Origin of the sequence: Pseudomonas sp. PSPC3-2 (assembly GCF_049897085.1) — a bacterium.
GTDB lineage: Bacteria > Pseudomonadota > Gammaproteobacteria > Pseudomonadales > Pseudomonadaceae > Aquipseudomonas > Aquipseudomonas paraveronii.
On sequence record NZ_JAFCVO010000023.1, the window covers coordinates 67331 to 77154 of the forward strand.

General features: G+C 62.2%; 8 protein-coding genes. 6 read left to right on the top strand and 2 right to left on the bottom strand.

Annotated features, from left to right (window positions below; translation table 11 throughout):
* Positions 1-6 precede the first annotated feature (6 nt).
* The 6 genes from ACP7CJ_RS26500 (at position 7) to hutG (ending at position 6930) form a co-directional block, all read left to right on the top strand.
* The gene (locus tag ACP7CJ_RS26500) at positions 7-858 is read left to right on the top strand and encodes an ABC transporter permease (protein ID WP_017849906.1); all 852 of its coding nucleotides are present in this window, start codon (positions 7-9) and stop codon (positions 856-858) included.
* Complete coding sequence (locus ACP7CJ_RS26505; RefSeq protein WP_276195898.1) at positions 855-1679, top strand: quaternary amine ABC transporter ATP-binding protein; 825 nt, start codon at positions 855-857, stop codon at positions 1677-1679. Before ACP7CJ_RS26500 ends, ACP7CJ_RS26505 begins: the two co-directional genes overlap by 4 nt.
* A 136-nt stretch (positions 1680-1815) precedes the next feature.
* Entirely contained in the window at positions 1816-3339 is a 1524-nt protein-coding gene (locus ACP7CJ_RS26510; protein ID WP_426102713.1) for an HAL/PAL/TAL family ammonia-lyase, read from the top strand.
* Between the two features lie 19 nt (positions 3340-3358).
* A complete protein-coding gene (gene hutH / locus ACP7CJ_RS26515) occupies positions 3359-4897 on the top strand; it encodes a histidine ammonia-lyase (protein WP_426102715.1) in 1539 nt (512 codons plus the stop codon).
* A gap of 15 nt (positions 4898-4912) precedes the next feature.
* On the top strand, positions 4913-6118 hold the full coding sequence (hutI, locus tag ACP7CJ_RS26520; RefSeq protein ID WP_426102717.1) for an imidazolonepropionase: 1206 nt from the start codon (positions 4913-4915) through the stop codon (positions 6116-6118).
* A gap of 11 nt (positions 6119-6129) precedes the next feature.
* Positions 6130-6930, top strand: coding sequence for an N-formylglutamate deformylase (hutG, locus tag ACP7CJ_RS26525; RefSeq protein WP_426102719.1), 801 nt, complete (start codon positions 6130-6132; stop codon positions 6928-6930).
* A gap of 355 nt (positions 6931-7285) precedes the next feature.
* Here the strand turns inward: hutG and ACP7CJ_RS26530 are convergent, their stop codons facing one another.
* Positions 7286-7723, bottom strand: a complete 438-nt coding sequence (locus ACP7CJ_RS26530) for a hypothetical protein (protein WP_426102721.1) — start codon at positions 7721-7723, stop codon at positions 7286-7288.
* A gap of 4 nt (positions 7724-7727) precedes the next feature.
* The coding region (locus tag ACP7CJ_RS26535; RefSeq protein ID WP_426102723.1) for an RHS repeat-associated core domain-containing protein at positions 7728-9824 on the bottom strand (2097 nt) is incomplete at its 5' end.

Sequence of the window (9824 nt, forward strand, 5' to 3'; positions counted from 1 at the left end):
CACGCTATGTTTCCTGAGAGTTTTACGTTTTCCATTGCCAACTGGGTCAACGGTTGGGTGGATTCGCTGGTGACCAACTACGGCGATGTGTTCCGGCACATCTCCGACACCCTGCTATGGGCCATCGTCAACCTGGAAGGCCTGCTGCGCGCCGCGCCCTGGTGGCTGATGCTGGCCATCGTCGGCGCCGTGGCCTGGCATGCCACGCGCAAGGTGGTGACCACGGCAGTGATCGTCGGCCTGTTGTTCCTGGTCGGCGCGGTCGGCCTGTGGGACAAACTGATGCAGACCCTGGCCCTGATGCTGGTCGCCACGCTGATCTCGGTGCTGATCGGCATTCCGCTGGGCATCTTGTCGGCGCGCAGCAATCGCCTGCGGTCGGTGCTGATGCCGCTGCTCGACATCATGCAAACCATGCCCAGCTTCGTGTATTTGATCCCGGTGCTGATGCTGTTCGGCCTGGGCAAGGTGCCGGCGATTTTCGCCACGGTGATCTACGCCGCGCCGCCGCTGATCCGCCTGACCGACCTGGGGATTCGCCAGGTCGACGGCGAAGTCATGGAAGCCATCAACGCCTTCGGCGCCAACCGCTGGCAACAGCTGTTCGGCGTGCAACTGCCGCTGGCGCTGCCGAGCATCATGGCCGGCATCAACCAGACCACCATGATGGCGTTGTCGATGGTGGTGATCGCCTCGATGATCGGCGCCCGTGGCCTGGGCGAAGACGTACTTGTCGGCATCCAGACCCTCAACGTCGGGCGCGGCCTGGAAGCCGGGCTGGCCATCGTGATTCTCGCCGTGGTCATCGACCGCATTACCCAGGCCTACGGCCGTCCACGGCATGAGGCGAGCAAATGACGACTGTCAGCAAAATCGAAGTGAAAAACGTCTTCAAGATCTTCGGCAACCGCGCCAAGGACGCGCTGGGGCTGATCGGCCAGGGCAAGACCAAGGATCAGGTGCTGGCCGAGACCGGTTGCGTGGTCGGCGTCAACGACCTGTCCCTGAGCATCGGCACCGGCGAGATCTTCGTGATCATGGGCCTGTCGGGCTCGGGCAAGTCCACCCTGGTGCGCCACTTCAACCGCCTGATCGACCCCACCAGCGGCGCGATCCTGGTCGACGGCGAAGATATCCTGCAGCTGGACATGGATGCCCTGCGCGAATTCCGTCGGCACAAGATCAGCATGGTGTTCCAGAGCTTCGGCCTGCTACCCCACAAGAACGTGCTCGACAACGTCGCCTACGGCCTGAAAGTGCGCGGCGAAACCCAGCAGGTCTGCGCCGAGCGCGCGCTGCACTGGATCGACACCGTGGGCCTCAAAGGCTACGAAAACAAATACCCGCACCAGCTCTCCGGCGGCATGCGCCAACGGGTCGGCCTGGCCCGCGCACTCGCGGCGGACACCGAGATCATCCTGATGGACGAAGCCTTCAGTGCTCTCGACCCGCTGATCCGCGCCGAGATGCAGGACCAGTTGCTCGAACTGCAAAAGACCCTGCACAAGACCATCGTGTTCATCACCCACGACCTCGACGAGGCGGTGCGTCTTGGCAACCGCATTGCAATCCTCAAGGACGGCAAGCTGATCCAGGTCGGCACGCCCCGTGAGATCCTGCATTCGCCGGCGGATGAGTATGTGAACCGGTTCGTTCAGCGGCGGGCGGCGGTGGTCTGATCCGGATTATGTGGGGCGGCTGCTGGCCTCATCGGGAGCAAGCCCCCTCCCACCTTTGGAATGCATTCCCCTGTGGGAGGGGGCGTGCTCCCGATAGGGCCGGTAAGGCTGCTCAAGAACTGAAGAAGGTATGAAGATGTCCCAGGCAGCAAAAGTCATCATCACCAACGCCCCCCTGCGCTGGCAGGACGTGGTCGCCGTGGCCTGTCACGGCGCGGTGCTCGAACTCTCGGGCCAGGCCTGGGCACGCATCGACAATGCCCAGGCCATCGTGCAGCGCATTGTCAGCCGCGGCGAGCGCGCTTATGGCGTGAACACCGGCCTGGGCGCGCTGTGCAATGTGTCGCTGGAGGGCGAGCAACTCAGCCAGTTGTCGCGCAACACCCTGTTGAGCCACGCCTGTGGTGTCGGCCCGGTGCTCAACGACGAACAGACCCGCGCAATCATCTGCGCGGCGATCGTCAACTACAGCCAGGGCAAATCCGGCCTGCATCCGCAGGTGGTGCATGCGCTGCTGGCGCTGCTCAATCACGGCATCACGCCGCAAGTGCCGTCCCAGGGTTCGGTGGGCTATCTGACTCACATGGCCCATGTCGGCGTAGCGTTGCTGGGTATTGGCGACGTGAGCTACCGGGGCCAAATCGTCGCGGCGCAACAGGCCCTGAGCGCAGAAGGGTTGCAGCCGGTGGTGCTCGGCGCCAAGGACGGCCTGTGCCTGGTCAACGGCACGCCGTGCATGACCGGCCTGAGCTGCCTGGCCTTGGCCGATGCCCATCACCTGTTGCAATGGGCCGACGTGATCGGCGCCATGAGTTTCGAGGCCCAGCGCGGCCAGATCGATGCGTTCGACGCCGAAATCCTCGCCCTCAAACCGCACCCCGGCATGCAGCAGGTCGGCATCAACCTGCGGGCGTTGCTCGACGGCAGTGAAGTGATCGCGAGCAGTAAAGGCGTCCGCACCCAGGATGCCTTGAGCCTGCGTTCGATCCCGCAGATCCACGGCGCGGCCCGCGACCAAGTGGAACATGCGACCCGGCAGGTCGAGACCGAACTCAACAGCGCCACCGACAACCCGCTGCTGCTCGGCACGCCGGACCGCTACCGCGTGGTGTCCCAGGCCAACCCGCACGGGCAGTCCGTGGCGTTGGCCGCTGATATGCTGGCGATTGCCATGGCCGAGATCGGCGCCGTCGCCGAGCGCCGCCTGGACCGCCTGATCAACCCCCACGTCAGCGGCTTGCCGGCGTTCCTGGTGAGCAACCCGGGAGTCAACTCCGGGATGATGATCGTGCAATACGTTGCCGCTTCCTTATGCGCGCAGAACCGCCAGTTGGCGCAACCGGCGGTGCTCGACAACTTCGTCACCTCGGGCCTGCAGGAAGACCACCTGAGCATGGGCACCAACGCCGCGCTCAAGCTGCACCAATTGTTGGCCAACGTGACCCAGATCCTCGCCATCGAGTACCTGCTCGCGGCCCAGGCCTTCGAGTTTCTCAAGGGCCAGCGTTTCGGCGCGGGCACCGACCGTGCCTGGCGCCTGCTGCGTGAGCAGGTCGCGCCTTACGCGCAGGACCGCTGGCTGGCGCCGGACATCGCGACCGCCGCCGCGCTGCTCAAGCACAGCACTGCGCTGCACCAGACGTTTCCCGAATTGCACTGAACAATAATTTCCAAGGAGCATGAATGTGACTGCGCTAACTCTGATTCCAGGCCAACTGACCCTTGCCCAACTGCGGGCCATCTACCAGCAGCCGGTAACCCTCAGCCTGGATGACAGCGCCACGGCGCAGATCGAGGCCAGTGTCGCCTGTGTAGAGCAGATTCTCGCCGAGAACCGCACCGCCTATGGCATCAACACCGGTTTCGGCCTGCTGGCCTCGACCCGCATCGCCAGCGAAGACCTGGAAAACCTCCAGCGTTCCCTGGTGCTGTCCCACGCCGCCGGTGTCGGTGAGCCGATCAGCGATGCGCTGGTGCGGCTGGTCATGGTGCTCAAGGTCAATAGCCTGAGCCGTGGGTTTTCCGGGATTCGCCGCCAGGTGATCGACGCGCTGATCGCGCTGATCAACGCCGAGGTGTACCCGCACATTCCGCTCAAAGGCTCGGTCGGTGCCTCCGGTGACTTGGCGCCCTTGGCCCATATGTCCCTGGTGCTGCTCGGCGAAGGCAAGGCGCGCTACAAAGGTGAATGGCTGGAGGCGAGCGCCGCGCTGAAAATCGCCGGCCTCACGCCGCTGACCCTGGCCGCCAAGGAAGGCCTGGCGCTGCTCAACGGCACCCAGGTGTCCACGGCGTATGCCCTGCGTGGCCTGTTCGAGGGTGAGGATTTGTTCGCCGGCGCCCTCGCGTGCGGCAGCCTCACCGTGGAAGCGGTGCTGGGCTCGCGCTCGCCGTTCGATCCGCGCATTCACGCCGCGCGCGGCCAGCGTGGGCAGATCGATTCGGCGGCGGCTTATCGCGACCTGCTGGGCGAAAGCAGCCAGGTGTCGCAGTCGCACCAGAACTGCGACAAGGTGCAAGACCCTTATTCCCTGCGCTGCCAGCCACAAGTCATGGGCGCCTGCCTGACCCAGTTCCGCCAGGCCGCCGAGGTGCTGGTGATCGAGGCCAACGCGGTGTCGGATAACCCGCTGGTATTCGCCGCCGAAGGTGACGTGATCTCCGGCGGCAACTTCCACGCCGAGCCGGTGGCCATGGCTGCCGACAACATGGCGCTGGCCATCGCCGAAATCGGCTCCCTGAGCGAGCGGCGTATTTCGCTGATGATGGACAAGCACATGTCGCAACTGCCGCCGTTCCTGGTGGGCAATGGCGGGGTGAACTCCGGCTTCATGATCGCGCAGGTCACGGCTGCGGCACTCGCCAGCGAAAACAAGGCGCTGGCCCATCCCCATAGCGTCGACAGCCTGCCGACCTCGGCCAACCAGGAAGACCATGTGTCCATGGCGCCGGCTGCGGGCAAGCGCTTGTGGGAAATGGCTGAAAACGTTCGCGGCATTTTGGCCGTGGAATGGCTGGCGGCGTGCCAGGGCCTGGACCTGCGCGAAGGCCTGAAGACCTCGCCGAAGCTGGAAAAAGCACGCGCCATCCTGCGCGGCAAAGTAGCGTTCTACGACAAGGACCGCTTCTTCGCCCCGGACATCATCGCCGCCACCGAACTGCTCGCCAGCCGCTGTCTGAACGAGCTGGTGCCGGCCAAGTTGCTGCCGAGCCTGTAACCCGAGGAATCTGGGATGAAAGCCCTTTGGCAACACTGCCACATCGCAACCATGGCGCACGGCAACTACTCGATCATCGAGGACGCCGCCATGGTCACCGCCGGTCAGTTCATTGAGTGGATCGGTCCGGGCAACGAAGTGCCGACGGCGGATTACGCCCAGGTGCATGACCTGCAGGGTGCGTGGGTCACCCCCGGGCTGATCGATTGCCACACCCACACGGTGTTCGGCGGCAATCGCAGCGGTGAGTTTGAACAACGCCTCGAAGGCGTCAGCTACGCCGACATCGCCGCCCAGGGCGGCGGTATTGCCAGCACCGTGCGCGCCACCCGCGCCGCCAGCGAGGATGAACTGTTCGAAAGTGCCCACAAGCGCCTGCGCAGTTTGCTGCGCGACGGCGTGACCACGGTGGAGATCAAATCCGGCTACGGCCTCGACCTGGCCAGCGAGCGCAAGTTGCTGCGGGTGATTCGTCGCCTCGGTGACGCGCTGCCGGTCAGCGTGCGCGCCACGTGCCTGGCCGCCCACGCCTTGCCGCCGGAGTACAAGGACCGCGCCGACGCCTACATCGATCACATCTGCAGCGAAATGCTCCCGGCCCTGGCCGCGGAAGGGCTGGTGGATGCGGTGGATGCGTTCTGCGAATACCTGGCGTTCTCGCCCGAACAGGTGGAGCGCGTGTTTAAAGTCGCCCGGCAACTCGGCCTGCCGGTGAAGCTGCACGCCGAGCAACTGTCGTCGCTGCACGGTTCCAGCCTGGCCGCGCGTTACCATGCGCTGTCGGCGGATCACCTGGAATTCATGACCGAAGAAGACGCCATCGCCATGGCCGCTGCCGGCACCGTCGCGGTATTGCTGCCGGGCGCGTTCTACTTCCTGCGCGAAACCCAATTGCCGCCGATGGACGCCCTGCGCAAGCACGGCGTGAAGATCGCCATCGCCAGCGACCTCAACCCCGGCACCTCGCCGGCCTTGTCGGTGCGCCTGATGCTGAACATGGCCTGCACCCTGTTCCGCATGACCCCGGAAGAAGCCCTGGCTGGCGCCACCCAACATGCCGCCACCGCGCTGGGCATGGGCGCCACCCATGGGTCGCTGGAAGTGGGCAAGGTCGCCGACTTTGTCGCCTGGCAGATCGATCGTCCCGCCGACCTGGCCTACTGGCTGGGCGGCGAGCTTGAAAAACGCGTCGTGCGCCACGGCGTCGATGTCACTGTTTAAGGAGTCGCGCTGTGGATAAGGTTCTGAACTTCAAACAAGGCCGCGTACCGCTGCTGATCAGCATGCCCCACGCCGGCCTGCGCCTGACGCCTGCGGTTCAGGCCGGGTTGATCCTCGAGGCGCAAAGCCTGCCGGACACCGACTGGCACATCCCCGCGCTGTATGACTTTGCCGAAGAACTCGGCGCCAGCACCCTGGCAGCGGAGTACTCGCGGTTTGTCATCGACCTGAACCGGCCGTCCGACGATAAACCCTTGTACGTCGGCGCCACCACCGGCCTGTACCCCGCGATCCTGTTCGACGGCGTGCCGTTGTTCCGCGACGGCCTGGAGCCGTCCAAGGAAGAGCGCGCCACCTACTTGGAACACATCTGGACGCCATACCACCGCACCCTGCAAGACGAACTGGCACGGCTCAAGGCCGAATTCGGCTACGCGCTGTTGTTCGATGCACATTCGATCCGCTCGGTGATCCCGCACCTGTTCGACGGCAAGCTGCCGGACTTCAACCTCGGCACCTTCAACGGCGCCGCGTGCGCTCCTGAACTGGCCAACCAATTGGAAACCATCTGCGCCGCGCATCCGCAGTACACCCATGTACTCAACGGGCGCTTCAAGGGCGGCCACATCACCCGGCATTACGGCAATCCGGCGCAGGATATCCATGCCGTGCAGTTGGAGTTGTGCCAGAGCACGTATATGGAGGAGTTCGAGCCGTTTCGTTATCGCGAGGATTTGGCGGGGCCGACGCGGGGGGTGTTGAAGCAGTTGTTGGACGGTTTTCTGGCGTGGGGGCAGAAGCACTACGGCTGAAATCGTTCCAAGTTGGGGGGGGGGCGCCACTTCCAACACACCGCCCAGGCGCACAGTCAAATGTGCGTCAGGCAGGGAGGAACGGCTTCAGGCGTGTTGGTTAAAGACCCGCGTGTTTTTCAGGGCCGCCCACTGCGCGTTTTCGACATTGCCCATGGGCTGGGCCTTTACGTAACTCAGGGCAAGCAGTTGGCGAGAACCGAGCACGACCAGCCCTAACTGATATTGATAAATGCGCTCGGTACCTCTGCAGAACTGGTTGTGAGGGTAAATGGCGTCCACGTCCTGCTTGGCATCGTACTGATGTTACGTTGGCACGAGGTCTCGGTGAGATATTCAGACGATGATATTTCCCTTAGTTAGGGCTATCCAGATATGGAGATTGAAACAACTCAAAATACAGTTTGCTGTTTCCTCTCGGAAAGCAAACGTCTGCATCAATTCTCGAGACTAAATACATGTAGTAGTCATAGCCAAAATGAAACTCACAGACTGGCGATTTCAGCTTGCACCAAATCCTTTCTCTCAGTATTGCTGTGAGAACTGGGGCCAGCCGATCGACCTCAACTTCTTGCCCTTCCGTGTAAGGCTCGCCCTCGGAATTAAACTCAAGATTGTTAACTGTAAAAGAGGATGCGCCCAAGCACCGGCAAATACTGATAACTGTATTTATATAGTCGGTTTCGGTGATCAGATACTCCTCTTCCGAAACGCTATTTCCAATGTCATGAAAGCTGGTCCAGTCGTCACCCTGCAGAGGCCCATATTTCGTAATTCGATAGGAGTATTTCATCTAGTCAGTCACCTATTCTATTGAGGTTTTCATCAAAGGTCCCAGATCGCGTCCTCTTGGATCCCAAACTTTTTACACTGTCCGCTGCTTTCCAAAATCCCCCGTTATGTTTATCTACGTCGGGAGTAATATATCTAATCTTGAAAGGCGCCCTGCTGTTCAAATACACGGGCTGACCGTGTGATCGCTCGTTTATTTTGACGTACCTGAGTTGCCTAGCCCGCTGCGCATGTGTACAGCTCCAACCCTTTGGATCCACCCATCCGATCGGGTTAGGAGCGAATTGGTATAGATTAATTCCCCCCGCCAAGCCAATCGGATCAGGCGTCGTAAACCGCCCCACATCCGGATCGTAAAACCTAAACGTGTTGTAGTGCAGCCCGATTTCCCGATCCAGATACTGCCCCTGAAACCGCAGGTTCTGCTCTTCAATGTAGTAAGGCTCACGCACCTCTTCTACCGCATTCCCCCACACCTGATACCGCGCCCGCCACACCGTTTTCCCATCAGCTTCCGTCAGTTGCTCCGGCAACCCATTCAAGTCGTTGTGGTAATAGCGCACGTTCTGGTGTTCGCCCGTCCCATCGACCCTAGCCAGCGGCGTATAGCCATCGTCCTCATAGAGATACAGGCTGGTTTGACTATGCCGATGCTCCTGCAGCAGGCGCAGGCCATCCCAGGTGAAGCGGGTTTCTCCCAGCGCATAACCCTGGCTGTCGTGTTCGGTTTTTGCGATGCGTCGACCGAGCGGGTCGTAGGTCATGTTCAAGACCGTTTCTCGCCCGTTTTTCTGGCTGCGTACTTCTATCAGCCGACTTTCGGCGTCGTAGGCGAAATGTTGCACACCTCGCGCAGCGCTGCGCTTTTCGATCATTCGGCCGAAGCCGTCGTAGCGGTAACGCTTGTCCTGGTAGGTCAGCAGTTTGTTATGCACCACCAGCCCGGCGCCGGGTTGCGGGCCGTCGAGCAGGTTGGCGGCGGCGTCGTAGGCGAAGGTTTCGCGTTGGCCTTGTATGTTGTCCTGGGTGGCGATGATGCGGCCGGTGGCGTCGTAGTGCAGCAGTTCGCGGTGTTCGTCTTCCCGGCGGCCGATCAGGTTGTTGGCGGGGTCGTACTCGAAGTGCTTTTGCGCTGCTGCTGGCATCAACGAGGGCTGGCCGGCGTGGCGGCGCTGGCGTGCGCGCAGGCGGCCGCTGCGGTCGTATTCGCTGCGGGTGGTGATCTGGCCTTGGGTACGCAGCACTTCGCGGTGTAGACGGTCGCGTTCGAAGTCGCTGATGACGTGGCCGTCGAGGTTTATCTGGTGCAGGTGGCCGCTGCCATAGTACAGGCGATTGAGCCAGCGGCCGTCGGGTAGTTGGGTTTGGATCAGGTTGCCGAGTTCGTCGTAGTGATGGTTCAGGCTTCCAGCGGCGCTTTGTTCGGTAAGCAGTTGGCCCAGCGGGTCGTAGGCGAAGGCCAACGCCTGCGTAGTCTTATCGTTGCCGGTGAAAGTGATGGCGGTGAGTTGATCCAACGGGTCGTAGGCGTATTCGGTACGGCCGTCATCGGTCACTTTCGCCAGCAAGCGCCCGACGGCATCGCGCTCCAGGCGATGCACTATGGAAGACGCCTCATTCAAGGGCACGTATTCGACAGCGGCCAGGTTATCCAGGGTGTCATAGGTATAGCGCCGCGCACTGCCGTCGAGGTCTTGCTGCGCAGTGAGACGGTCGCCCTGGTCCCAGGTGAAACAGTATCTTTCGGCGTTTTCGTTGGTCAGGGTTTGCAACCGGCCATAGGCGTCGTAGCGGAATTCGATCTGCCTGCCGTGCGCATCGACCCGCTGGCGTACCTGGCCGCGACGGTTGTGCTGGTAGAGCGTGGTGTGGCCGGCGGGGTCGGTATAGCCCACCAACTGACCGCTGGCATCACGCTGATACTGCTCGGTGCGCCCGTCCGGCAGTTGGCTGCTGAGCAAGCGCCCTTGAGCGTTGTAGCTAAATTGAGTGCGTTCGCCGAGGGCGTCGGTGATGACCTGCAAATAGCCGCGCTCGTCGTAGCGAAAGCGCGTGGGGTGGCCTGAGCAATCGACATGCTCGGACAATTGCCCGAATGGGTT

Coding starts and splice junctions, on each gene's coding strand:
- ACP7CJ_RS26500 (WP_017849906.1), top strand. CDS start 7: ATGTTTCCTGAGAGTTTTACGTTTTCCATTGCCAACTGGGTCAACGGT.
- ACP7CJ_RS26505 (WP_276195898.1), top strand. CDS start 855: ATGACGACTGTCAGCAAAATCGAAGTGAAAAACGTCTTCAAGATCTTC.
- ACP7CJ_RS26510 (WP_426102713.1), top strand. CDS start 1,816: ATGTCCCAGGCAGCAAAAGTCATCATCACCAACGCCCCCCTGCGCTGG.
- hutH (WP_426102715.1), top strand. CDS start 3,359: ATGAATGTGACTGCGCTAACTCTGATTCCAGGCCAACTGACCCTTGCC.
- hutI (WP_426102717.1), top strand. CDS start 4,913: ATGAAAGCCCTTTGGCAACACTGCCACATCGCAACCATGGCGCACGGC.
- ACP7CJ_RS26530 (WP_426102721.1), bottom strand. CDS start 7,723: ATGAAATACTCCTATCGAATTACGAAATATGGGCCTCTGCAGGGTGAC.